This window comes from Rhizobium sp. CFBP 13644, assembly GCF_014842165.1.
GTDB classification, from domain to species: Bacteria; Pseudomonadota; Alphaproteobacteria; order Rhizobiales; family Rhizobiaceae; genus Agrobacterium; species Agrobacterium tumefaciens_C.
In genome coordinates, this window is sequence record NZ_JACYVF010000001.1 from 774,760 (window position 1) to 797,046 (window position 22,287).

Consider the following 22,287-nt stretch of genomic DNA (forward strand, 5'->3'; position numbering starts at 1 on the left):
AGCGTCGCCAGATCAATTTCCCTATTCTGTGCTAAATTCTTGACCATTTGCACTTTGGGAGCATGCCATGTCTGAAGCCAGAAAACCCGGACGCGGACGGATCTATTCCTCGATTACCGAAACCGTCGGCGATACGCCGCTGGTGCGGCTCGACAAGCTGGCGCGGGACAAGGGCGTCAAGGCGACCATTCTGGCCAAGCTTGAATTCTTCAACCCGATTGCCTCCGTCAAGGACCGTATCGGCGTTGCCATGATTGATGCGCTGGAAGGCGAGGGCAAGATCACGCCCGGCAAGACAACGCTGGTGGAACCCACATCCGGCAATACAGGCATTGCACTGGCCTTTGCCGCAGCCGCCAAGGGTTACAAGCTGATCCTGACCATGCCCGAAACCATGTCCATCGAGCGCCGCAAGATGCTGGCGCTCTTGGGTGCCGAACTGGTGCTGACCGAGGGACCCAAGGGCATGAAGGGTGCGATTGCCAGAGCGCATGAGCTGGCCGCGACCATTCCCGACGCGGTCATTCCGCAACAGTTCGAAAACCCCGCCAACCCCGATATTCACCGCAAGACGACGGCAGAAGAAATCTGGAACGACACCGATGGTGGCGTGGACATCTTCATTTCCGGCATCGGCACGGGCGGCACGATTACCGGCGTGGGACAGGTCTTGAAGCAGCGCAAGCCTGAGGTGAAGGTGGTGGCCGTCGAGCCTGCCGACAGCCCGGTTCTGTCGGGCGGCACGCCCGGTCCGCACAAGATTCAAGGCATCGGTGCCGGTTTTGCGCCAGCGGTTCTCGACACAAAGATCTATGATGAAATCGTGACGATCAGCAATGAAGAGGCCTTCGAGACGGCCCGCCTCGTCGCCCGCCTGGAAGGCGTGCCTGTCGGAATCTCCTCCGGCGCTTCTCTTGCTGCTGCCATCAAGGTTGGCGCCCGCGACGAAAATGCGGGCAAGACCATTGTTGTCATCATTCCATCCTTTGCCGAGCGGTATCTCTCGACAGCATTGTTCGAGGGCCTTGGCCTTTAAGATCGCTTAGGCTTCACGCCCCGCTGGCATTGCTTGTGGGGCGTGAAGCAGGACATACAGTGACGCCTCTCCGCAACCCTGTGCTATCAAAAATCGCGGCGAGCTTTTAGCCAAGCTTCGCCGTTCACGCGGCATGTTCTGCCCGTGGTTTGATCTTTTCTTTCTGACCATCGCCGTGTGAGGCCATGGGTATTTCGGACGGGGCGCTGGAAGTTGCCTCGTTGGGTAGTTTTAGTATTGGCACCTTTCAGCGCCCCGTTCAGCGGTTTGTGTCCGCCCACGATCTCTTGCCACGGCTGGCTATTCCCGGATGGCGAGGGCAGGCCTTGCCGGAAAACCGGTCGGACATGACCAAGGTCCAACCCTTCCCCATTCCGGGCGGCGGCACCCCTTTGGGATACCGCCTGCCAGTTCGGCTACACCTGCCTTCGCCTGACATCCGCGCCGATTGATCAAAGCGCGGACCCGGGCGATCCGTTTTTCGCAAGGTAGGCATCCGCCGATCAGCCGATGCCCGCCCTCACGATCCGTCCGCATCCTTTGCGATGCGGGGCAGATGCAGCGTGTTCCTGTGTACCGCCTGACTTTCGCCGTTCCGCCATCCGGTCGCGTTCGAGCATGGGCGAAGGGCTGTCGGTACGCCCGGTGGCTGACGAGCCGGACTGATGCAGACGCGAAACGAACCCGTAAGGCATTCGCAACGCACAAGCATCAGGCCGGATCGAACATGGAGGAGATTGCGCCAGCCGGTCCGAAACCGGCGCTATCCCCTCACCCGTTGCCCCCGGGGAGATCGCTGCCAGACCCCGGTGATGAAAGGTTGCGTAGCCTCATCACCACCAGCGCCGGTTCCGCCTCGCCGCAACGCCTTGCGGTGTATCCGAGGGCGGAACGGGGACATTTTGCTGGTGATTCGCCCGTCATTGAGAAACTGCAGATCGATTTTTTGAGGATTTTCGGAGATTTTTATTAAAGCATTGATTCAGATGAAGAATATCTTGCGATATAGTAGCGCTAGTGGCTGGGGCACAACCCCTCTACCCAAGAAAATCTACGACTTAGCTGCGCTAAGATCGTGATTTTCTGTCCTCTCCCATAAGGGGAGAGGTAGCCGCGCGCCTTGATCACGCCGCCGCCGTCAGCCGCTCCCCGGCGATGCGGTAGGAGATGGCTTCGGCCAGATGAATGCGGGTGACGGTTGGCCTGTCATCCAGATCAGCGAGCGTGCGGGCAACTTTCAGGATGCGGTGATAGCCACGGGCGGAGAATTTCAGTTTCTCGGCGGCATCACGCAGCAATTGCAGGCCGGGCGCGTCCGGTTCTGCGAATTTTTCGATCAGCGCTGTGGAGCAGCGGGCATTGGTGCGAATGCCGTTAAAGCCTGCAGCAGCGAAGCGATCCTGTTGCAGATCGCGGGCGCGGGCAACGCGGATGGCGACATCGGCGCTGGCTTCTGCGGCCATGGGGCGAATGAGGTCGGCAGCGGAAACGGCGGGAACCTCGATGCGGATATCGATGCGGTCCATCAAGGGGCCAGAAATGCGCTGCTGATAATCCGTAACGCAGCGCGGACCACGGGCGCAGGTGAAGCCCGGCTCGCCCGCCATGCCGCATTTGCACGGGTTCATGGCGGCAACCAGCTGGATTTCTGCGGGATAGCTGACGCGATGATTGGCGCGGGCAATGATGCACTCGCCCGTTTCCAGCGGCTGACGCAGGGCATCCAGCGCCTGCGGTGAAAACTCCGGGAACTCATCGAGAAACAGCACGCCGTGATGGGCAAGCGATGCCTCCCCCGGCTTTGCCCGCATGCCACCGCCCACAAGTGCTGCCATGGTGGCGGAATGGTGCGGGGTGCGGAAGGGACGCCGATCCGACAGCTTGCCGCCGGAGAGTTGCCCGGCAATGGAATGGACCATGGAAACTTCCAGAAGTTCCGACGCCAAGAGCGGTGGCAGGATGGAGGGAAGGCGCGAGGCCAGCATAGATTTGCCCGAGCCGGGTGGACCGACCATCAGCAAATTGTGGCCTCCGGCAGCAGCGACCTCCAGAGCGCGCTTGGCGCTTTCCTGGCCTTTGATATCGGCCAAGTCCGGCAGGTTGGCGGGGTTGGCGCGGATGGCAGCGACCGGGCGTGCCAGCTGTTGCGTCCCGCGAAAATGATTGACGAGGGCAATGAGGCTGCGCGGTGCGAGAATATCAAACTGAGCCCCTGCCCATGCGGCTTCTCCACCGCTATCTGCCGGGCAGATAAGGCCCTTGCCCTGCGCATTGGCGCCGATGGCAGCAGGCAGCGCACCGGATACGGCCCCAATGGTGCCATCCAGATTAAGCTCACCCAGAACGACATAAGCATTGAGCGCTTCCGCCGGGATGGCGCCCAGCGCGGCCATGAGGCCAAGCGCAATGGGCAAATCGAAATGCGAGCCTTCCTTGGGCAGATCAGCGGGTGCCAGATTGACGGTGACCTTCTTGGCGGGAAGTGCCAAGCCGGACGCATGGAGGGCGGCCTGCACCCGCTCCCGGCTCTCTGCGACGGCCTTATCCGGCAGGCCGACGATCTGCATGCCGACCTTGCCCGGCGCGACCATGACCTGAACCTCGACAGGCACACCCTCTATGCCCTGAAATGCCACCGTATTGACGCGCGCAACCATGAAAGCCCCCATATGCGGACTTTCGAAAACTCGCATAAAGCGAGTAGTTGTCCGTCTCTGCAACCTTGCACAGACGCCAACGCAAAACAAGAACAGGAAGTGAACAATTCCACTTATACCGGGCAGAAAAAATGTGGCCGGTTGCAGGCTATCAAACGCCGGTGGAGCCGAAGCCGCCCGCGCCGCGTGTTGTCTGCGAGGTTTCGCTGACCTCGACAACATCAACCTGCGTGACCGGCGCGATGACCATCTGGGCGATGCGCATGCCGCGCTCAACCACGAAATCCTCCTGCCCCAGATTGGCGAGGATGACCTTGACCTCACCGCGATAATCGCTGTCCACGGTGCCGGGCGTGTTGAGGCAGGTGATACCGCTCTTGATGGCAAGGCCGGAGCGCGGGCGGATCTGTGCCTCATAGTCTTCAGGCACTTCGAAGATGAAGCCAGTGGGCACCAGAGCGCGGGTGCCGGGTGCTAGCACCAGCGGTGCGCCTTCCTCCACCGCTGCGCGTAGATCCATGCCTGCGGCCCCTGATGTCTCATAGGAGGGCAGTTCAATGCCTCCCGCGTGGGGCAAGCGGACAAGATTAAGGGCGGGGCGTTTCTGCTTTTCTTGGGTCATGGCGCATTAGTTTTCCTTGTGCGGGCCAAGGTCAATTGCAAAAGCGGCCCCGAAACGCTAGATACCCCGCAATTCCACAGGATTTGTCAGATGACCGAAACACTCGCAGAGGCGGTTTCCCGCCGCCGCACCTTCGCTATTATCGCGCACCCGGACGCCGGTAAGACGACGCTGACCGAAAAGCTGCTGCTGTTCGGCGGTGCCATTCAGCTGGCCGGTGAAGTGAAGGCGAAGAAGGACCGCATCCAGACGCGGTCTGACTGGATGAAGATCGAGCGCGAACGCGGCATCTCCGTCGTGACCTCGGTCATGACCTTTGAATATGACGACAAGGTCTTCAATATTCTCGATACGCCGGGTCACGAAGACTTTGCCGATGACACCTATCGCACGCTGACGGCGGTGGATGCTGCGATCATGGTGATCGATGCCGCCAAGGGTATCGAGCCGCGCACGCTGAAGCTTTTCGAAGTGTGCCGCATGCGCGATATTCCCATCATCACCTTCGTCAACAAGATGGACCGTGAAAGTCGGGATATCTTCGAAATCCTTGATGAAATCGAAGAGAAGCTGGCGCTGGACACGGCGCCGATCACCTGGCCGATCGGTCGCTCCAAGAGCTTCTGCGGCTCTTATTATCTGGCCAGCAACAAGGTTCGCGGCTCTGATAAGGAAGTTGAGGCAACGCAGGTGAATGGCCCGCAGGATGTGGCCAGCCGCTTGCCGGAAAACGAGCGTAAAGCCTTTGTCGAGGAAACGGAACTGGCGCTGGAAGCCTGTCGCCCGTTTGATCGCGATGCGTTTCTGGAGGGACATCTGACGCCGGTGTTCTTTGGTTCGGCGCTGCGCAATTTCGGCGTGCGCGACCTGATCAACGCGCTGGGCGAGATTGCGCCACCACCCCGCAACCAAGTGGCCGATACGCGCACTGTGCATGCCGATGAAAACAAGATGACGGCTTTCGTCTTCAAGATTCAGGCGAATATGGACCCCAACCACCGCGACCGTATTGCGTTCGCGCGCATCTGCTCCGGCAAGCTGGAGCGCGGCATGAAGGCGCGGCTGGCGCGCACTGGCAAGCAGATGGGTCTGACGGCCCCGCAATTCTTCTTCGCCTCGCAGCGCCATATTGCCGACACGGCCTTTGCGGGCGATGTGGTGGGCATTCCCAACCACGGCACCTTGCGCATTGGCGACACACTGACCGAGGGTGAAAACCTCGTTTTCCAGGGCGTTCCCAACTTCTCGCCGGAAATTCTGCGCCGCGTGCGGCTGGAAGATGCGATGAAGGCGAAGAAGCTGAAGGAAGCCCTGCACCAGATGGCTGAAGAGGGCGTCGTGCAGCTGTTTTCACCCGAGGACGGTTCTCCTGCCATCGTGGGCGTTGTCGGCGCGTTGCAGCTGGACGTGCTGAAGGAACGGCTGATGGGCGAATATGGCCTGCCGGTTTCGTTTGAAATGTCGCGCTTTTCGATCTGCCGCTGGATTTCTGCCGAGCAGTCTGCCGATATGGAGAAATTCCTGACGGTGAAGCGCGGCGATATTGCCCGCGATCTTGACGGCGACCCGGTGTTTCTGGCGCAGGATGCCTTTTCGCTGCGCTACGAGGCCGAGCGTTATCCCGGCATCAAGATGGTGGCGATCAAGGAATACCACGTCGCCAAGGCGGCGTGATAACAGTCAAATGAAAACCCCGGCTGCAAGGCCGGGGTTACATTCAGAAATCATCAGCCCTGCGCTTCGCGCTTGCGCTCGATGGCATCCCACAACAGGCTTGCGACATCGGCACCGCCGAACTTCTTGACTTCGCGGATGCCCGTTGGTGACGTGACGTTGATTTCCGTCATGTAATCCCCGATCACATCGATGCCGACGAAGAGGAAGCCGCGCTCGCGCAGCGCAGGACCGATGCGTTCGCAGATTTCCTTTTCACGGGCCGTGAGCTCGGTCGGCTCAGGGCGGCCACCGGCGTGCATGTTGGAGCGGGCATCGTTTTCCGCAGGGACACGGTTGATGGCACCGACGGGCTCTCCATCCACCAGCAGGATGCGCTTGTCGCCCTTGCGGACATCAGGCAGATATTGCTGGGCGATATAGGGCTCGCGGAACATCTGGCCGAACATTTCCAGAAGCGAGGAGAAATTGCGGTCATCGCGGGTGGAGTGGAACACGCCAGCGCCGCCATTGCCGTAAAGCGGCTTCAGGATAATATCGCCCATCTCTTCGCGGAAGCGGGCAATCTCGGCCACATCCTTGGTGATGAGTGTTGTCGGCATCAGATCAGCAAATTCGGTAACGAAGATCTTTTCCGGCGAATTGCGCACCCATGCCGGATCATTTACGACCAGCGTCTTGGGGTGGATGCGTTCCAGGAGATGCGTTGAGGTGATGTAGGCCATATCGAATGGCGGGTCCTGGCGCAGATGGATGACATCCATGGTGGCGAGGTCGACGCGCTCGGGTTCGGACAGGGAGAAATGATCGCCCTTGATATCGCGCAGCTGCATCTGCTCCACGGTGGCGTAGATCTTGCCATCGCGCATCGACAGGCGATCCGGCGTATAGTGGAACAGGCGATAGCCACGGGCCTGCGCCTCAAGACTGATCGCGAAGGTGCTATCGCCCGCAATGTTGATGCCGGAGACATGATCCATCTGGATCGCGACGTTCTTGATTTTGGCCATGCGCAGTTTCCTTTTGAAAGCCCGAAAGGTTTAGGGCAGGCAAGCTTCAAAGGCAACTGTTACGCCGTGGGGTATCTATGAGTTTTATTGACCTGTACGAGGCCTATAGCGATGGCGCTTTCGCGGGCATCAGCTTGTTCTTGACGCGGTAGGCGAAGGCAATGGGTGCCGGGAACGGGCGGCGCAGAAAGGCGACCTTGCGGACGTATGCGTCCACCCGCCACGTGGCCCAGGTGCCCGCCTTGAAATAGGCGACATCGCCGGCGCGCAGCATATGGATAGTGCCATCTTCCGCCGTGACATGCACATCGCCTTCCAGAATATGGACGGTTTCATCCCAGCCGAAATACCAGCGGAAGGTACCGGCGGTGCAATCCCAAAGGGCGGTGTGGGCGGCGCGGTCATCGCTTCTGGAGTGGTCGGCCATGCGGGCGACGGGCTGGCCATCGATGATCCAGTCGGGATTGATCGGGGCGGGCTTCATCTCCATGGCGTGCGAGGACTGCGAGACAACGGGCTCTGCCCGGCGGCTTCGGCTTGTCAAAGGTATGGATGGCACGGAACGCGCCGCCATTGCCGCAACACTTGCTATCAGTACATGCAAAGCCATATTGCGCCCCCATTTTGCAATGGGAACGCCATAGCACAAACCGCGTAAGCATGAACTTCCATAAATAGATTCAAATTTAACGGAAGATCACTTTTGGGCGATCAATGGGCGCTAGCAAACTCCGGTGCCTGATGGTGTGCGCTATGTGCGGCACCTTCGATACGCTTGCCAGTTTCCCTATCGAAGAAATGCAGCTTTTCCAATGCAACGGAAAGCGACAATTCCTGAGGGATTTCGGTTTCCGATGCGCAGGCAACGGTCAGCGCCTGATCGCCCAGCATTCCGTGGATGAGGCGCTGCGAGCCGAGCTCTTCGATATATTCGACACGGAACGGCATGCCCTGCTCCGGGCCATGCACGAAACGCAGGTCTTCGGCGCGGATGCCGACCGTGACAGGGCCTGAGGCCGGGGCATAGCCGTTGAGCGACAGGACCGTTGGGCCGATGGCCAGGCGATCTCCATGCAGTTCGGCGGACAGAAGGTTCATGGCGGGAGAGCCGATGAAGCTCGCGACGAAGGTGGAGGCCGGCTTGTGGTAGACCTCCAGCGGCGCGCCGATCTGCTCGATACGACCGGCATTCAGCACCACGAGGCGGTCTGCCAGCGTCATGGCTTCCAGCTGGTCATGGGTGACATAGATGGAAGTGGTGCCAAGGCGGCGTTGCAGGCGTTTGATCTCACCGCGCATGGACACGCGCAGCTTCGCATCGAGGTTGGACAGCGGCTCATCGAACAGGAAGGCGGCGGGCTTGCGCACAATGGCGCGGCCCATGGCCACGCGCTGGCGCTGACCACCCGACAGTGCCCGTGGCTTGCGATCCAGATAGGGCTGAAGCTCCAGCATGCGGGCGGCTTCTGCCACGCGCGCATCGATTTCTGCCTTCGGCGTCTTGCGGTTCTTCAGGCCATATTCCAGGTTCTGGCGCACCGACATATGCGGATAAAGCGCATAGTTCTGGAACACCATGGCGATGTCGCGATCGGCGGGCTCCACATCATTGACGACGCGGTTTCCGATGCTGACGGTGCCATCGGAAATTTCTTCCAGACCCGCGACCATGCGCAACAGGGTGGACTTGCCACAGCCCGACGGGCCAACGAGCACGATGAACTCGCCATCCCTGATGGAGATATCCACATCATGCACGGCGCGCATGCCGTTGGCGTAATCCTTGCAGACCTGAGTGATTTCGATCTCGGCCATATCAGTATCCTTTATTTGTCGCTTTCGGTGAGGCCCTTGATGAACCAGCTCTGGAAGATGACGACGATCAGCACGGGCGGCAGCAGGGCCAGAATGGCAAGCGCGAAAGCTTCGTTGTAATCGGGGATTTGCGAACCGACCCAGACCTGGAGGATCGATTTGATGCCGCGCATGATGGTGAAGAAGCTTTCATCATTGGTCATGAGCATGGGCCAGAGGTACTGGTTCCATCCATAGACGAACATGATGATGAAGATGGCGGCCATCATGGTGCGCGACAGGGGCAGGAGAATATCGATGAAGAACTTGACGGGGCCCGCGCCATCAATGCGCGCCGCCTCCAGAATTTCATCCGGCACCGCCTTGAAGAACTGGCGGAAGTAGAACGTGCCTGTGGCCGATGCCAGAAGGGGCACGATGAGGCCGGTATAGGAGTTCAAAAGGCCCAGTTTGCTCATGACCTCATAGGACGGCATGATGCGCACTTCGAGCGGCAGGAGCAGCGTGGTGAAGATGATCCAGAAGGCGAAGGTCGCGAAACGCAGCCGGAAATAGACGATGGCATAGGCGGCGAACATCGACAGCGCGATCTTGCCGACGGCAAAGCCGACGCCGAGGATCAGCGAGTTGATGACCATGTTGAGGCCGGTAACCTGACCGGTGAAGCCGCCCTTCTGGGTCAGAACCTTCTCATAGGTGCCGACGAAATTATCGCCCGGCAGAAGGGTCAGACCATTCATGTGGATCTCTGCCGCCGTGTGGGTCGACGTCATGAAGGCGACGACGACCGGCAACATCAAGAGCAGCGAACCGATGATGAGGATCAGATGGTCGAGGGGTTTGGTCTTGTACATAGTGTGTAATCCTCAACCGTAATGGATGCGTTTTTCGAGGAAGCGGAATTGCAGCACCGTCAGCACAAAAACCACGATCATGAGAATGACCGATTGCGCCGATGAGCCGCCAATATCGTTGCCGCGGAAGCCATCCAGAAACACCTTGTAGACAAGGGTAATGGGGTTGTTTGCCGCCTTGTCCTTCACCATCACGTCGATGACGGCGAAGGTATCAAACAGCGCGTAGGTGATGTTGATGATGAGCAGGAAGAAGGCCGTGGGGGCCAGCAACGGCATGATGACGGTCCAGAACCGGCGAAAACCGGAGCGGCAATCGATGAAGGCGGCTTCGCGCACCGAAACGGGAACGCTTTGCAGGCCAGACAGGAAGAAGATGAAATTATAGGGGATCTGCTTCCAGACCGACACGAAGACCATGGCAAAAGCGGTATCGAAATAATTGACGCCCACCTGCATGTGCCAGCCAAGCGTGGCGGCAATCTTGACGAAGGGGCCGATATGCTGATCGAAAAACATCATGCCGATGAGGCCCGCAACCGGCGGGGCGATGGCATAGACCGAAATCAGCATGGTCTTGTAGGCCGAAGCACCCCGGATGACCGCATCTGCCTTGACCGCCAGCAACAGGCCGAGCGCGAGAGAAAAGACCGTGACAAGCACTGTGAACACGACGGTGAACTTGGCGATGTTGAAGTATTCGGTGCTCAGCAAAGCATCGGAATAATTTGAAAAGCCGACAAAGGTCGAGCCGAAGCCGAAAGGGTCTTCAATATAAAACGAGGACTGAACGGCTTGCACCGATGGCCAGTAGAAGAACACGAAAATGACGATCAGCTGCGGCGCGATCAACAGATAGGGCAAATAGGATGACGAGAACTGCACCCGCTTTTCTGTCGATTGAGCGGCTTTCGCAGGTTTTTTTGCCTTGGCAAGGATGCCCGGCAGGGTCCGCACGGGACGCGGTTGTGAAGTCGTATAGGCCACGCGCGTAAACCTTTATGTGTGTTTTGGATCGACGCTTCTGGAATGAAGGAAGAACCAGGGATTAAGGACAGGCTTTGCACTCTCCTCCACGTCATCCTCGGGCTTGTCCCGAGGATCTGACCACGTTCGATGTTGTGGTTCGTTAGATCCTCGGGACAAGCCCGAGGATGACGTGGAGGGTTGAGCGAAGTTTGGAGACAGCCAACAGACCTCCCCTTTTGAAAAAGGGAGGCCCATTTGGTTTAAGGCTAAAGCTGATCAGCCAGCGGTCTTGGCGAAACGGGCCAGAAGCTCGTTGCCTTCCTTTTCGATGATCTGCATGGCTTCCTTTGGCTGAACTTCGCCAGAGAAGATGCGGCCATATTCGCGCTCCATGATCGAGCGGATCTGTGGGTAGAAGCCGAGGCGGTAGCCCTTGGACCATTCGCCGCCTGGGAGAGAAAGCTGCTTGATGCCAACTTCGGCAACAGGCTGCTTCTCGTAGTAGCCTTCCTTCTTGGTCAGCTCGTAAGCTGCCTTGGTGATGGCGACATAACCGGTTGCCTGGTGGTAGAACTTCTGGAGTTCTGGCGATGTCAGGAATTGGAAGAAGTCAGCAACGCACTTGTTTTCTGCTTCCGACTTGCCGGACATGGCAAACAGGGCAGCGCCGCCGATGAAGGAGTTGGTGCCAGCACCCTTGATGGAGCCCCAGTATGGCAGGAAGGTTGCAGAGAAGGGCATCTGTGCTGTCTTCTGCAGGCCGCCGAAGGAGCCTGAAGAACCGATCCACAGAGCAACCTTGTTTTCTTCGAATGGCTTCTGGTTATCGTTCCAGCCAGCGCCGTAATAGGCGAAGTAACCCTGATCCTTCCAGGACTTCAGCTTATCGAACATCATGACGAGGTTCGGGTCTGTGACCTTCAGCTTGGTATCGACAACGCTGTCATAACCATTGTTGTTGGTGGCGAACTGAAGATTGTTGCGCGAGAAGAAGTTCTCGGTGAATTCCCATGTGAGCTGAGTCTGAACGAGCGGAATGAAGCCGGCTTCCTTCAGCTTTGGTGCTGCTGCTTCAAATTCTTCCCAGGTCTTTGGTGCTTCAACGCCAGCCTTTTTCAGGGCTTCGGTGTTGAAATACATGATAGGAGCGGACGAGTTGAACGGCATGCCGACGAACTTGCCATCGGCAGCGGCGAAGAAGCTGCGAACGCCGGGGATGAAGGCTTCACGGTCAAACTTGTAACCGGCCTTGGTGATGATGTCTTCGGCAGGGATAACAGCGCCCTTGGCATTGATGATGGTGGCGGCACCGGCATCAAAAACCTGAAGGATGTTTGGCTGTTCGCCGGAGCGGAAAGCCGCGATGCCGCTGGCCAGGGCTTCTTCATAGGTGCCCTTGGACACTGGCGTCAGCGCGCAGGCGCTCTGGGCAGCGTTGAACTTCTGGGAAACTTCGTTGATGACTTCGCCATTGCGGCCACCCATGCCATGCCACCAGGTGATGTTGGTTGCCGCCATGGAAGACGTTGCCGAAAACGTGATGGCCATTGCGGCCATGGAAAATTTCTTGATCATAGTTTCGTCCTCTACCGCCCTTGTTGGGTTGAGGATGCGAATAGGCCCGTTCCGTGACGGGGTTTTTACAGTTTCATGGCAGATTTATTACAGCGCAACCTAATCAAGCGGACGACTTTTCGCGCTTCACCCGCTGCGTGTGCCTATCAAAAGGCATGGATGAAATGTTTTGGTATGCGGCGCGGCATGACCGCCACGATATCAAACCGCATGGACAGGTGCGCGGCATCCTTTCGGCGCGAAAGCCAGATATCGGCAGCGGCACGGATGCGCTGTTGTGCCGTGTAGCTCACGGCATCGACAGCGCCGGATTCGGTCGCGCGGGCCTTGACCTCGATGAAGGCGATGACATCCTTCCTGCGGACAATGAGATCGATTTCGCCAGATGCCGTGCGATAGCGCAGCGCCAGAATGCGATAGCCTTTCAGCATGAGATAGAGTGCCGCCCAATATTCGGCGATATGGCCGCGCCTGTAGGCGCGACGCTTGGCAATTGCCTCACGCGCCATTGCTGTCCTTCAGATCCAGAATGCGCTGGTAAAGCTCCTTGCGTGGCAGGCCGGTGAGTTTCGAGGCTTCGGCGGCGGCCTTTGCGGCGGGCATGGTGGAGACGAGGTCTTTCAGCAGCTTTTCCACATCTTCCATATCGGGAATTTCATTGTAGGACGGCGGCTCGATGAGCAGCACGATCTCGCCCTTGACGATGCGGTCATCATTGTAGAATTCCGCTAATTCACCCAGCGTGCCGCGACGGAATTCCTCGAACGTCTTTGTCAGCTCCCGACACACGACAGCGCGGCGGTTCGGACCCAGCACTTCGGAGGCAACCTTGATGGTGGCGCAGATGCGATGCGGGGATTCGAAGAACATCATGGTCGCTGGTATCTTCGACAGTTCCGAGAAGCGGTCGCGCTTGCCCTTGTCCTTGACCGGCAGGAAGCCCGCAAACATGAAGGCATCGCTGGGCAGACCGGAGCCGACGAGCGCGGCGAGAGGCGCAGACGCACCGGGAATGGGCACGACGCGGTGACCCGCCTCGATGGCCATCTGGCCCAGCCGATAGCCGGGATCCGACACCAGCGGCGTTCCGGCATCCGAGACAAGGGCAACCGATTTTCCGGCATCCAGCGCTGCAATCAGCTTCGGGCCAGCCTCTTCGGCATTGTGCTCATGATAGGAATAGGGACGGTTGCGAATGCCGTAGCGATCCAGGAGCACGCGGGTGACGCGGGTATCTTCGCAGGCCAGAACATCCGCAGAGGCCAGTGTTTCCAGCGCCCGCACCGTGATATCGCCCAGATTGCCGATGGGGGTTGCGACGAGGTAAAGGGCTGCCTCGATGGGACGCGCGGGCACGGTGAAGCCGCCGAGTTTAAAACCGCGTCCATTACCGTCTGGGCCGTCTGCTTCATCGGTGGTCTGGTCGCTCAATGGTTCATCTGTCACTACGTCATTCCCGTCATGTCTCAATTCCCTGCCTTTATGGGCAAGACGAGGCCCATGAACAAGGCCGTTCTGGAGGCTCAAGCCACCCAAGGGAATGTATAGCGTGGAAAAGGCAGCAATGACTGAGCTTGGCCCCTTGCATTTTCCTCGATAACTCTGCCATTTTGCCCGTCCACATTATCCGGCCACAATGCCGGAGACACTATCTTGGCGATCCCTCCCCTTCAGGATCGCATCGGTTGAAAGCGGAAGTCTTCATGCGTATTACCCTCGAGCGGTCGAACCTTCTGAAATCGCTGAACCACGTGCACCGCGTGGTGGAACGGCGTAACACGATCCCGATCCTGTCCAACGTGCTGCTACGCGCCTCCGACGCCAAGCTGGACATGAAGGCGACCGACCTTGATCTGGAAATCACCGAGGCGACACCTGCCATGGTGGAACAGGCCGGCTCGACCACGGTGCCTGCTCATCTTCTCTATGAAATCGTGCGCAAGTTGCCGGACGGTTCCGAGGTGCTTCTGGCGACCAACCCTGATGGCTCGACCATGACGGTGGCATCAGGCCGCTCGAAGTTCTCTCTGCAGTGCCTGCCGGAGACCGATTTCCCGGATCTGACCGCCGGAACCTTCAGCCATGTCTTCAAGCTTAAGGCATCGGACCTGAAAATGCTGATCGACCGCACGCAATTTGCGATCTCGACCGAAGAGACACGCTATTATCTGAACGGCATTTTCTTCCACACGATTGAAAGCGGCAATGACCTGAAGCTGCGCGCCGTGGCAACCGATGGCCACCGTCTGGCGCGGGCCGATGTGAACGCGCCTTCCGGTTCCGAAGGCATGCCGGGCATCATCATTCCGCGCAAGACGGTTGGCGAGTTGCAGAAGCTGGTGGACAACCCCGAGCTGGAAGTGACGGTTGAGGTTTCCGACGCCAAGATCCGCATTGCGATTGGCGATATCGTTCTGACATCCAAACTGATCGACGGCACCTTCCCCGATTATCAGCGCGTGATCCCGACCGGCAACGACAAGGAAATGCGCGTCGATTGCCAGTCCTTCGCCAAGGCCGTGGACCGCGTGTCGACGATTTCATCCGAGCGTGGCCGCGCCGTGAAGCTGGCGATTACCGAGGGACAGCTAACGCTGACCGTCAACAACCCGGATTCTGGCAGTGCTACGGAAGAAGTGGCTGTTGGCTACGAGCATGAAGGCATGGAAATTGGCTTCAACGCCAAATATCTGCTGGATATTACCGCCCAGCTTTCCGGCGAAGACGCGATCTTCCTTCTGGCCGATGCCGGATCGCCAACGCTGGTGCGCGATACCGCAGGTGATGACGCGCTTTACGTGCTGATGCCGATGCGCGTCTAGCATCTTCACCGATTAACAGGACTTTGGAAACGCCGGCGAATCCCATTCGCCGGCGTTTTTGTTTGCAGAATTTTCATCTTTCGTTAAGATTTTCCTATTGCGACATTTTTCATTGTCTTTACGACAGGGAGACAACATATCGCCACAGTTTCCACAAATGTTGGCACACAATAATCCTAAGGGGGACCGGATGGGACTGAGCCTTAAGCAGCGCTTCGGCAGAAAATTCGAAGAGGAAATTCGTTTCTTCAAGGGTATGGTCAATCAGCCAAAGAAGGTTGGCGCCATCGTGCCGACCTCTGGCGTGACGGCACGGCGCATGGCCAGCGTCATCACCCCGCAATCCGGCCTGCCCGTGCTGGAGCTTGGTCCGGGAACCGGCTGCATCACCAAGGCCATTCTGGGCCGGGGCGTGAAGCCGGAAAACGTGACGGCCATCGAATATTCCACGGATTTCTACCAGCAACTGCTGCGCAGCTATCCGGGCGTGAACTTCATCAATGGCGACGCCTTCGATCTGGATACGACCTTGGCAGCGCAAAAAGACCAGATGTTTGACTGCGTGATTTCAGCCGTGCCGATGCTGAACTTCCCCATGGCCGAGCGCATCCGCCTTCTGGATGACCTGCTGAACCGTGTGCCGCATGGCCGCCCGGTGATCCAGATTTCCTACGGTCCGGTATCGCCCATCGTCGCCCAGCCGCACCTCTACCACATCCGCCATTTCGACTTCGTGGTGCGCAACATTCCACCTGCCCAGCTGTGGACCTATACCCGCGCCTGAGTTAGCGTCTGGGCATGTACGCGCTTTATATTACCCACCCGCAGGTCAGGATCGATGCGAACGTGCCAGTGCCTGATTGGGGACTGTCCGACATCGGTGCGCAGCGCGTTCGCAGGGCTGCCGCCTCTCCCTGGGCAAAGGCGTTGCGGCGCATCGTTTCGAGCAGCGAGAAAAAGGCCATTGAAACGGCACGGATTTTTGCACGCGCCGCCGGAGTCGAGGTCGAGACAGCAGCCAACATGCATGAGAACGACCGAAGCGCCACCGGATTTCTTCCGCCCGATGCGTTCGAACTCGCAGCAGACTGGTTCTTTGCCCACCCGCAGGCAAGCTACAAGGGCTGGGAGACGGCAGCCGACGCACAGGTGCGGATCGTCGGCACCATTGAGGCCGTTCTCGCCAGCCACGATCCCGCAGCTCCCATTGCCTTCATCGGCCACGGCGCGGTCGGGACGCTGCTGAAATCGCACCTTGCGCATGACAGCATCAGCCGTCGCGGCGACCAGCCACCCGGTGGTGGCAATATCTTCTGTTTTAGTCTTGCAGACCGCAGTCTCACATGCGACTGGACGCCGATGGAACAGTGGAAGGAGATGACATTATGACCGCACGCGAGCGCCTGATTGTCGGGCTTGATCTTCCAACCGTGGCCGAAGCCGAAAAAATCGTCAACGCATTGGGCGACGACGTAGTGTTCTACAAGATCGGTCATCAACTGGCCTTTGCGGGCGGGCTTGAGTTCGCCAAGGAACTGGCCGCAAGCGGCAAGAAAATCTTCCTCGACATGAAGCTTCTCGACATCGACAACACGGTGGCATCGGGCGTGGAAAACATTGCCAAGATGGGCATGTCGATGCTGACGCTGCATGCCTATCCCAAGGCGATGCGGGCTGCGGTGAGGGCGGCGCAGGGCTCTGACCTGACGCTGCTGGGCGTGACCGTTCTCACCTCCATGGACGATGCCGATCTGATCGAAGCGGGATATCAGGGCGATGCGCGGTCGCTGGTGATGAAACGGGCAGCGCAGGCGCGGGATGCGGGCATGGGCGGCATTGTCTGCTCAGCCGAGGAATCTGCTGCCGTGCGCGAGATCGTGGGCGCCGATATGGCTGTTGTGACACCCGGCATTCGCCCTGCGGGTTCTGACGCTGGCGACCAGAAGCGGGTTGTGACACCGTTTGATGCGATCGAGGCAGGGTCCAGCCATCTCGTGGTTGCCCGCCCTATCGTCAAGGCCGCCGATCCGAAAGCTGCGGCACGCGCTATTTTGGATGAAATGTCCAAGGCAATCTGAAAGGAAGACATCATGGCCAAGGGTTACTGGATTGCACAGGTGGATGTGCGCGATGCTGAACGCTACAAGGACTACATCTCGAAAGCCAAGCCCGCCTTCGAGCGTTTCGGCGCGAATTTTCTGGCGCGTGGCGGCGTGGTCAACCAGCTTGAGGGCAAGGGCCGGGCGCGCAATGTCGTCATCGAATTTCCATCGATGCAGCACGCGCTGGATTGCTACAATAGCGACGAATACCAGCAGGCGCTCAAGATCCGCCAGGAAGTCGCCGATGCAGAGTTGATGATCCTCGACGGCGCCTGATCATTATCAAGCATCCGTTCACTCTCATCATCTGTGTTGCTGTTCTCTCTTCCCGTTGCATCGGCTTTAAGCTAAGAGACGGAAACGCCTAGATTCAACGCTTCGCAGGAGCTTCCCATGCCTTTGGCCAACCTTCCCCCTCTCGTCACCGTTTTCGGCGGTTCGGGCTTTGTCGGACGGCATGTGGTGCGCACTCTGGCGAAGCGCGGATACCGCATTCGCGTCGCCGTGCGCCGCCCCGACCTGGCGGGCTTTTTGCAGCCGCAGGGCAATGTCGGACAGATCTCCTTTGCGCAGGCAAACCTGCGCTACAAGGAGTCCATCAACAAGGCCGTCGAGGGTGCAGACCATGTGGTCAACTGCGTCGGCATTCTGTTTGAGAGCGGACGCAACACATTCGATGCAGTACAGGAATTCGGTGCACGCGCTGTGGCGGAAGCTGCCAGAAATGCCGGTGCGACGCTGACCCATATTTCTGCGATTGGCGCAGATGCCAATTCGTCCGTCGGTTACGCCCGCACCAAGGGCCGCGCAGAAGCCGCGATCCGTGCCGCTATGCCAGACGCCATCATTCTTCGCCCATCCATCGTGTTTGGCCCCGAAGACGATTTCTTCAACAAGTTTGCGGGCATGGCCCAGAGCATGCCGTTCCTGCCGCTGATCGGCGGTGGCCACACCAAGTTCCAGCCCGTCTATGTGGAAGATGTTGCCGAAGTCGTCGCCCGCAGCGTTGACGGCGCGCTGAAGCCAGGTGCGACCTACGAGCTTGGCGGACAGGATGTGATGACATTCCGTGCCTGTCTTGAGGCGGTTCTGGCCGCGACCTACCGCCAGCGCCCGCTTGTGAACCTGCCATTCGGCATCGCGACGCTGATCGGCAAGATCGCTTCCATGGTGCCGCTGATCACGCCGCCATTGACGGCAGATCAGGTCACGATGCTGAGAGATGACAACGTCGTTTCTGCAGAGGCCGAAAAGGCCGGTCTGACGCTGGAAGGTATCGGCATGACGCCCGTGCGCGTGTCTTCGATCCTGCCCACCTATATGGTGAGCTACCGCACCAACGGACAGTTCAGCAATGCAGGAAAAGCTGCCTGAAGCAGTGCAACCAAACGCACATCCGTGCGTTCTCACGATAACGGGCAGCGGCTAGTTCGCTGTCCTTTTGTATGTGGGGGCACATCATGATCAGAGTTTCAGCGGCACAAGCGTGGCACAAGGGCAACTGTGGACAAGAGTTCGCATTAACCCCGTATTCAGTAAGCTCCTTTATTGCTACACGCCACATCCTACACACATCCAGAACATAACAATCACCGTGCAACGCTTCGCGTCCTCACGTTCATCGTCTGAAAGGCTAAATAAAAATGGGCAAGTCTATCGCACTCTTTTTTGCGTGTGCGGCTTTGGTTGTTCTGGCAGGTTCGTTTATGGCTCCAGGTACTGTCGCAGCCAACAAGTCAGGCTGTTCACCAGCTTACGGCGTCGACCCATGCACGACGAGCTCCATCTCGGCGAACTGATCAATCGCAAGCAGAGCGCCTTGCTCTGATTTTTCAAAAAGCGCCATCGGCTCAATCGACGGCGCTTTTTTCATGAAAAACGCCCTTTTAAGCCGTTATGCGCCAGGACAATCGTCATCTCGTTAAACTTGTCTTAAAAAAGCTGAACTTATAGTTTCTGCACAGGCGATCACGTCCGCTGTCTGGCGATAAAAGACACACCCCTCCTTTCACCAAATGTTTGAGTACCGATGCCAACCCTTTTTCATTCTCCCATGTCGACTGCGTCCCGTTTCGTCCGGCTGATCCTGACCGAATACGGATTTCAGGTCGATCTGGTCGAAGAACAGCCCTGGGAAAAGCGGCGGGAGTTTCTGGCGCTCAACCCGGCGGGCACATTGCCCGTCTATCTGGATGACAATATGCGCTCGCTTTGCGGGCCCTATGTGCTGGCGGAGTTTCTGGACGAAACCCATGGTGTCTTGAAACGGGACAAGCGACTGCTGGCCGAAGACCCGTTTCAGCGCGCAGAAATTCGACGGTTGACCGAGTGGTTTCTGCAGAAGATGGAAACGGATGTCACCCGCCCGCTGGTGCGCGAGCGTGCCTACAAGCTGCAAATGTCGACAGCACAAGGCGGCGGCCCACCAGACAGCAAGCTGTTGCGCACCGCACGTGCCAACGTGCATCAGCACATGAAGTATCTGGAATGGCTGGCGGGTTCGCGCACATGGCTTGCGGGCGACCGGTTGAGCTACGCGGATCTTGCCGCGGGCGCCTCGATCTCGATTCTCGACTACCTCGGCGAGATCAACTGGCTGGAGGCGCCGATTGCCAAGGAATGGTATCAGCGCGTCAAATCCCGCCCGTCCTTCCGCCCGCTTCTGGGTGAGCGCGTGCCGCGTCTTGCGCCATCATCCCATTATGCGGATCTGGATTTTTAAGCGCGCCGACAGCTTATGATAGTATGCTGTGACAGGCGGGATGTCTGCCACCAGCATCGGGAGAACAGCCATCGACACGGCATTGCAGAAGCATCAAGCGCGGATGGCGAAGCTGACGGATTTCATCCGCGCTGAAGCGGCCTCGCTTGGCTTCGATCTCTGTCGCGTCACCTCTGCCGACAGCATTCCGCTAGCACCTGAGCGGCTACGCGAATTCATCGACAATGGCTTCCACGGCACGATGGGCTGGATGGAGGAAACTGAGGCGAGGCGCGCCCGCCCGAAAACGCTGTGGAGCGAGGTGCGGTCCGTTGTCATGTTCGGCATGAATTACGGCCCGGATGAAGACCCACGTGGCATTCTGTCAAAACCGGACAAGGCGGCCATATCGGTCTATGCCCGCAACCGCGATTATCATGACCTAATCAAAGGACGGCTGAAAGAGATTGCCACACGCTTTGCCGCAAGGGCGGGAGAGGACGTGAAGGTCTTTGTCGATACCGCGCCCGTGATGGAAAAACCGCTGGCTGCGGCAGCGGGGCTCGGCTGGCAGGGTAAGCACACCAACCTCGTTAGCCGCAGCCATGGTTCCTGGCTGTTTCTGGGCAGCATGTTCACAACGGCCGAACTCTGTCTGGATGAGGCGGAGCGCGACCATTGCGGATCGTGCCGGGCCTGTCTGGACGCCTGCCCGACGGATGCCTTTCCAGCGCCCTACAAGCTGGATGCACGGCGCTGCATTTCCTACCTGACCATTGAGCACAAGGGGACTATTCCCCATGCGTTGAGACCCTTGATCGGTAACCGTATCTATGGTTGCGATGATTGCCTTGCGGCCTGCCCGTGGAACAAATTTGCCGCCAGCGCATCCGAGATGAAATTGCAGGCCCGTGACGATCTGAAAGAGCCGGAAATTGCCTTTTTGCTGACGCTGGATGATGCGCAGTTTCGCGCCTTTTTCAGCGGATCTCCGGTCAAGCGCATCGGCCGCAATCGCTTCATTCGCAACGTTCTGATTGCCGCAGGTAATTCTGGAGACGCTTCATTTATTGAACAGTGCCAGATACTTAGTCTGGACGAGTCGCCCGATGTGCGCGGCATGGCGGTGTGGGCGCTTTCAAGATTGATGGACAGGGCGAGCTTCAATGCCTACGCTTGCGCCCGTGCACGCGAGGACGATTCGGACGTGCTGGATGAGTGGATGACAGCAGGAGTGTAAATGTCGCATCTGATGATTTTCGGGGCCGGATATTCCGGCAAGGCTATCGCCAGAGCACTTCAAAATGACATGGACCGCATTTCCGGCACCACGCGCAGTGAGGATAAAATCTCCACGCTTCAATGCCAGGCCATCGCTCCCTTCATCTTTAGCGGAGACGCGATCAGTGACGACGTGCGCGCCGAGCTTCAATCGGTAACGCATCTGGTTCAGTCCATTGCGCCCAGCGCATCCGGCGACCCCTTGCTGCGGCTTTGCGAAGGTGACCTGAAAAGCCTGATGCCAAAGCTTGAATGGTGTGCATACCTCTCGACAGTCGGCGTTTATGGCAACCATGATGGTGCCTGGGTGGATGAGGACACGCTGTGTCAGCCCGTTTCAGCGCGCTCCAAAGAGCGGGTGGATGCCGAGAATGCCTGGGGCGAGGCCTGCAAGCAGGCTGACGTCAAGCTCTGCGTGCTGCGTCTCTCCGGCATTTACGGGCCGGGACGCAACGGGCTTATCAATCTCGAAAAAGGCACAGCGCGACGGCTGGTGAAGAAGGATCAGGTCTTCAACCGTATTCGCGTTGAAGATATCAGCGCGGCCACGGCGTTTCTGATCGAGCAGAAGGCCAACGGCATTTTCAACGTGACAGACGACGAACCTGCGCCGCCGCAGGATGTTGTCACGTTCGCCGCCGGACTGATGGGCGTGGAGCCGCCGGAAGAACAGTCGTTCGAGACCGCGCAGCTGACCGAGATGGCCCGCTCCTTTTACGGCGAGAACAAACGGGTCTCCAACCGCAAGCTCAAGGCGCTCGGTTTTGATTTTTCCCATCCTGACTATCGTCAATCCCTGCGTGAGATGTGGAATGCGGGCATCTGGCGAGATGAATAAATGTTCATACTGGATGCGGTGAAAAATCCATCCAAAGGCCCTTTTGGGGAATGTTTTAATCGCAATTGCGCCTAATTAACCATTTGTTAAAGTGCAATTTGGCTTAATTTTTCATGCATTGGAAAATTATTTCACAGGGATTTCGTGATCCGACTCCTGTTCGGCGTGTCACGCAATGGATTTTCGTTGCTCTTTGATTCCAAATGAATTTTTTGCGGAATCATCGAAAGCTATCCAAATTGCAGGTGAGTTGTATGATCACGAATGTTACAGACTGTAATACTTCGTGATTAGACCTCGGCCATTTTTCGCCATTTTTCCCACGCTCTAC

The 22,287-nt window shown here is 58.2% G+C and carries 22 protein-coding genes; 12 read left to right on the top strand and 10 right to left on the bottom strand.

All coding sequences use genetic code 11. The features are described 5' to 3' along the window. Window positions 1–67 precede the first annotated feature (67 nt). Entirely contained in the window at window positions 68–1,036 is a 969-nt protein-coding gene (cysK, locus tag IFT53_RS03675) for a cysteine synthase A (protein ID WP_192063301.1), read from the top strand. Between the two features lie 185 nt (window positions 1,037–1,221). Next, on the top strand, window positions 1,222–1,488 hold the full coding sequence (locus tag IFT53_RS03680; protein ID WP_192063300.1) for a hypothetical protein: 267 nt from the start codon (window positions 1,222–1,224) through the stop codon (window positions 1,486–1,488). 672 nt (window positions 1,489–2,160) lie between these two features. Here IFT53_RS03680 and IFT53_RS03685 read toward each other — a convergent pair. Together IFT53_RS03685 and dut are read right to left on the bottom strand one after the other, a co-directional pair. Further along, window positions 2,161–3,693 carry a YifB family Mg chelatase-like AAA ATPase gene (locus tag IFT53_RS03685; protein WP_192063299.1) on the bottom strand — a complete coding sequence of 511 codons (1,533 nt, stop codon included), beginning with the start codon at window positions 3,691–3,693 and terminating at the stop codon, window positions 2,161–2,163. 151 nt (window positions 3,694–3,844) lie between these two features. Then, window positions 3,845–4,315, bottom strand: a complete 471-nt coding sequence (dut, locus tag IFT53_RS03690) for a dUTP diphosphatase (protein WP_192063298.1) — start codon at window positions 4,313–4,315, stop codon at window positions 3,845–3,847. A gap of 90 nt (window positions 4,316–4,405) precedes the next feature. On the opposite strand from dut, the gene IFT53_RS03695 reads away from it, so the two are divergent. Then, entirely contained in the window at window positions 4,406–5,989 is a 1,584-nt protein-coding gene (locus IFT53_RS03695; RefSeq protein ID WP_192063297.1) for a peptide chain release factor 3, read from the top strand. A 53-nt stretch (window positions 5,990–6,042) separates the two neighbouring features. Here the strand turns inward: IFT53_RS03695 and gshB are convergent, their stop codons facing one another. The 8 genes from gshB to rsmI form a co-directional block, all read right to left on the bottom strand. Beyond that, the gene (gshB, locus tag IFT53_RS03700) at window positions 6,043–6,999 is read right to left on the bottom strand and encodes a glutathione synthase (RefSeq protein ID WP_192063296.1); all 957 of its coding nucleotides are present in this window, start codon (window positions 6,997–6,999) and stop codon (window positions 6,043–6,045) included. A gap of 103 nt (window positions 7,000–7,102) precedes the next feature. Continuing rightward, complete coding sequence (locus IFT53_RS03705; protein ID WP_192063295.1) at window positions 7,103–7,609, bottom strand: cupin domain-containing protein; 507 nt, start codon at window positions 7,607–7,609, stop codon at window positions 7,103–7,105. A gap of 101 nt (window positions 7,610–7,710) precedes the next feature. After that, window positions 7,711–8,814, bottom strand: coding sequence for a sn-glycerol-3-phosphate import ATP-binding protein UgpC (locus IFT53_RS03710; protein WP_192063294.1), 1,104 nt, complete (start codon window positions 8,812–8,814; stop codon window positions 7,711–7,713). A gap of 11 nt (window positions 8,815–8,825) precedes the next feature. Beyond that, entirely contained in the window at window positions 8,826–9,668 is an 843-nt protein-coding gene (gene ugpE, locus IFT53_RS03715) for a sn-glycerol-3-phosphate ABC transporter permease UgpE (RefSeq protein WP_042616354.1), read from the bottom strand. Window positions 9,669–9,680: 12 nt separating this feature from the next. Next, complete coding sequence (locus tag IFT53_RS03720) at window positions 9,681–10,655, bottom strand: ABC transporter permease subunit (protein ID WP_082249798.1); 975 nt, start codon at window positions 10,653–10,655, stop codon at window positions 9,681–9,683. Window positions 10,656–10,913: 258 nt separating this feature from the next. Then, window positions 10,914–12,212, bottom strand: a complete 1,299-nt coding sequence (locus tag IFT53_RS03725; protein WP_042616353.1) for an extracellular solute-binding protein — start codon at window positions 12,210–12,212, stop codon at window positions 10,914–10,916. Window positions 12,213–12,358: 146 nt separating this feature from the next. Next, window positions 12,359–12,721 (bottom strand): YraN family protein, encoded by a 363-nt coding sequence (locus tag IFT53_RS03730; RefSeq protein ID WP_192063293.1) that lies wholly within the window; start codon window positions 12,719–12,721, stop codon window positions 12,359–12,361. Beyond that, the gene (gene rsmI / locus IFT53_RS03735) at window positions 12,711–13,568 is read right to left on the bottom strand and encodes a 16S rRNA (cytidine(1402)-2'-O)-methyltransferase (protein WP_342365784.1); all 858 of its coding nucleotides are present in this window, start codon (window positions 13,566–13,568) and stop codon (window positions 12,711–12,713) included. The genes IFT53_RS03730 and rsmI overlap by 11 nt, the downstream gene beginning before the upstream one ends. A gap of 347 nt (window positions 13,569–13,915) precedes the next feature. Between rsmI and dnaN the strand changes: the two genes are divergently transcribed. The 9 genes from dnaN (at window position 13,916) to IFT53_RS03780 (ending at window position 21,956) form a co-directional block, all read left to right on the top strand. Continuing rightward, window positions 13,916–15,034: a DNA polymerase III subunit beta gene (gene dnaN / locus IFT53_RS03740; RefSeq protein ID WP_042616351.1), complete on the top strand. Its 1,119-nt coding sequence runs from the start codon at window positions 13,916–13,918 to the stop codon at window positions 15,032–15,034. A gap of 190 nt (window positions 15,035–15,224) precedes the next feature. Continuing rightward, window positions 15,225–15,818: a phospholipid N-methyltransferase PmtA gene (gene pmtA / locus IFT53_RS03745; RefSeq protein ID WP_192063292.1), complete on the top strand. Its 594-nt coding sequence runs from the start codon at window positions 15,225–15,227 to the stop codon at window positions 15,816–15,818. Between the two features lie 14 nt (window positions 15,819–15,832). Beyond that, window positions 15,833–16,423 carry a histidine phosphatase family protein gene (locus IFT53_RS03750; protein ID WP_192063291.1) on the top strand — a complete coding sequence of 197 codons (591 nt, stop codon included), beginning with the start codon at window positions 15,833–15,835 and terminating at the stop codon, window positions 16,421–16,423. Next, window positions 16,420–17,112, top strand: a complete 693-nt coding sequence (pyrF, locus tag IFT53_RS03755; RefSeq protein WP_192063290.1) for an orotidine-5'-phosphate decarboxylase — start codon at window positions 16,420–16,422, stop codon at window positions 17,110–17,112. Before IFT53_RS03750 ends, pyrF begins: the two co-directional genes overlap by 4 nt. Window positions 17,113–17,124: 12 nt before the next feature. After that, a complete protein-coding gene (locus IFT53_RS03760; RefSeq protein WP_192063289.1) occupies window positions 17,125–17,412 on the top strand; it encodes a DUF1330 domain-containing protein in 288 nt (95 codons plus the stop codon). Window positions 17,413–17,529: 117 nt separating this feature from the next. Next, window positions 17,530–18,510, top strand: coding sequence for a complex I NDUFA9 subunit family protein (locus IFT53_RS03765; RefSeq protein WP_192063288.1), 981 nt, complete (start codon window positions 17,530–17,532; stop codon window positions 18,508–18,510). A gap of 655 nt (window positions 18,511–19,165) precedes the next feature. Beyond that, entirely contained in the window at window positions 19,166–19,858 is a 693-nt protein-coding gene (locus IFT53_RS03770; protein WP_042616345.1) for a glutathione S-transferase family protein, read from the top strand. Window positions 19,859–19,961: 103 nt separating this feature from the next. After that, on the top strand, window positions 19,962–21,077 hold the full coding sequence (gene queG / locus IFT53_RS03775) for a tRNA epoxyqueuosine(34) reductase QueG (protein WP_192063831.1): 1,116 nt from the start codon (window positions 19,962–19,964) through the stop codon (window positions 21,075–21,077). Beyond that, window positions 21,078–21,956, top strand: coding sequence for an SDR family oxidoreductase (locus IFT53_RS03780; protein ID WP_244656191.1), 879 nt, complete (start codon window positions 21,078–21,080; stop codon window positions 21,954–21,956). Window positions 21,957–22,287 lie beyond the last annotated feature (331 nt).

What these genes read in the sequence shown, in the direction of transcription:
- dnaN (WP_042616351.1), top strand. Translation starts at nt 13,916, where the DNA reads ATGCGTATTACCCTCGAGCGGTCGAACCTTCTGAAATCGCTGAACCAC.
- IFT53_RS03705 (WP_192063295.1), bottom strand. Translation starts at nt 7,609, where the DNA reads ATGGCTTTGCATGTACTGATAGCAAGTGTTGCGGCAATGGCGGCGCGT.
- IFT53_RS03695 (WP_192063297.1), top strand. Translation starts at nt 4,406, where the DNA reads ATGACCGAAACACTCGCAGAGGCGGTTTCCCGCCGCCGCACCTTCGCT.
- dut (WP_192063298.1), bottom strand. Translation starts at nt 4,315, where the DNA reads ATGACCCAAGAAAAGCAGAAACGCCCCGCCCTTAATCTTGTCCGCTTG.
- IFT53_RS03730 (WP_192063293.1), bottom strand. Translation starts at nt 12,721, where the DNA reads ATGGCGCGTGAGGCAATTGCCAAGCGTCGCGCCTACAGGCGCGGCCAT.
- IFT53_RS03710 (WP_192063294.1), bottom strand. Translation starts at nt 8,814, where the DNA reads ATGGCCGAGATCGAAATCACTCAGGTCTGCAAGGATTACGCCAACGGC.
- pyrF (WP_192063290.1), top strand. Translation starts at nt 16,420, where the DNA reads ATGACCGCACGCGAGCGCCTGATTGTCGGGCTTGATCTTCCAACCGTG.
- IFT53_RS03750 (WP_192063291.1), top strand. Translation starts at nt 15,833, where the DNA reads ATGTACGCGCTTTATATTACCCACCCGCAGGTCAGGATCGATGCGAAC.
- pmtA (WP_192063292.1), top strand. Translation starts at nt 15,225, where the DNA reads ATGGGACTGAGCCTTAAGCAGCGCTTCGGCAGAAAATTCGAAGAGGAA.
- cysK (WP_192063301.1), top strand. Translation starts at nt 68, where the DNA reads ATGTCTGAAGCCAGAAAACCCGGACGCGGACGGATCTATTCCTCGATT.
- IFT53_RS03765 (WP_192063288.1), top strand. Translation starts at nt 17,530, where the DNA reads ATGCCTTTGGCCAACCTTCCCCCTCTCGTCACCGTTTTCGGCGGTTCG.
- gshB (WP_192063296.1), bottom strand. Translation starts at nt 6,999, where the DNA reads ATGGCCAAAATCAAGAACGTCGCGATCCAGATGGATCATGTCTCCGGC.
- IFT53_RS03680 (WP_192063300.1), top strand. Translation starts at nt 1,222, where the DNA reads ATGGGTATTTCGGACGGGGCGCTGGAAGTTGCCTCGTTGGGTAGTTTT.
- IFT53_RS03770 (WP_042616345.1), top strand. Translation starts at nt 19,166, where the DNA reads ATGCCAACCCTTTTTCATTCTCCCATGTCGACTGCGTCCCGTTTCGTC.
- ugpE (WP_042616354.1), bottom strand. Translation starts at nt 9,668, where the DNA reads ATGTACAAGACCAAACCCCTCGACCATCTGATCCTCATCATCGGTTCG.
- IFT53_RS03725 (WP_042616353.1), bottom strand. Translation starts at nt 12,212, where the DNA reads ATGATCAAGAAATTTTCCATGGCCGCAATGGCCATCACGTTTTCGGCA.
- IFT53_RS03685 (WP_192063299.1), bottom strand. Translation starts at nt 3,693, where the DNA reads ATGGTTGCGCGCGTCAATACGGTGGCATTTCAGGGCATAGAGGGTGTG.
- IFT53_RS03760 (WP_192063289.1), top strand. Translation starts at nt 17,125, where the DNA reads ATGGCCAAGGGTTACTGGATTGCACAGGTGGATGTGCGCGATGCTGAA.
- IFT53_RS03780 (WP_244656191.1), top strand. Translation starts at nt 21,078, where the DNA reads ATGTCGCATCTGATGATTTTCGGGGCCGGATATTCCGGCAAGGCTATC.
- queG (WP_192063831.1), top strand. Translation starts at nt 19,962, where the DNA reads ATGGCGAAGCTGACGGATTTCATCCGCGCTGAAGCGGCCTCGCTTGGC.